The organism is Microbacterium sp. B35-04 (genome assembly GCF_010634885.1).
Classification (GTDB): domain Bacteria; phylum Actinomycetota; class Actinomycetes; order Actinomycetales; family Microbacteriaceae; genus Microbacterium.
In genome coordinates, this window is the sequence record NZ_MWLP01000163.1 from 1 (window position 1) to 684 (window position 684).

The 684-nt window shown below is 68.4% G+C and carries 1 pseudogene; it reads left to right on the plus strand.

What is annotated here, in order from left to right:
* Positions 1-62: 62 nt before the first annotated feature.
* Positions 63-684, plus strand: a pseudogene (locus B1729_RS20245) (primosomal protein); the annotation flags it as partial.

The window sequence follows — 684 nt, forward strand, 5'->3', positions numbered from 1 at the left end:
GTGGCCATTACGCGTTAACACGGTGGATTGCCGAGGCAGACCACATCCAGGAGGATCGAACAATGGCAGAGCAGGAGCCGCGCGACGACAGACGCGCGCCGCGCGAACGATCCGACGGGAAGCAGTCGCCGGCAGGAGCCGACCGCAAGCCGTACCAGAAGCGCGACGGCGATCGGAAGCCGTACGCCAAGCGCGAGGGCGACCGCTCGCACGCGCCCCGCGAAGGTGACCGTAAGCCGCACCAGAAGCGTGACGGCGACCGTCCCTACGCTGCGCGTGACGGGGATCGCAAGCCGTACCAGAAGCGTGACGGCGACCGTCCCTACGCGCCTCGTGACGGGGATCGCAAGCCCTACCAGAAGCGTGATGGTGACCGTCCCTACGCGCCTCGTGACGGTGACCGGAAGCCGTACCAGAAGCGTGACGGCGACCGCCCGTACGCGCCTCGCGATGGCGACCGGAGCTACACGCCGCGTGATGGCGGCGACCGCAAGCCGTATCAGAAGCGTGATGGTGACCGTCCCTATGCGCCTCGTGACGGGGATCGCAAGCCGTACCAGAAGCGTGATGGCGACCGCCCGTACGCGCCCCGTGACGGTGACCGGAAGCCGTACCAGAAGCGTGACGGCGACCGTCCCTACGCTCCTCGAGACAGCGACCGTCCGTACACGCCGCGCGACGGCG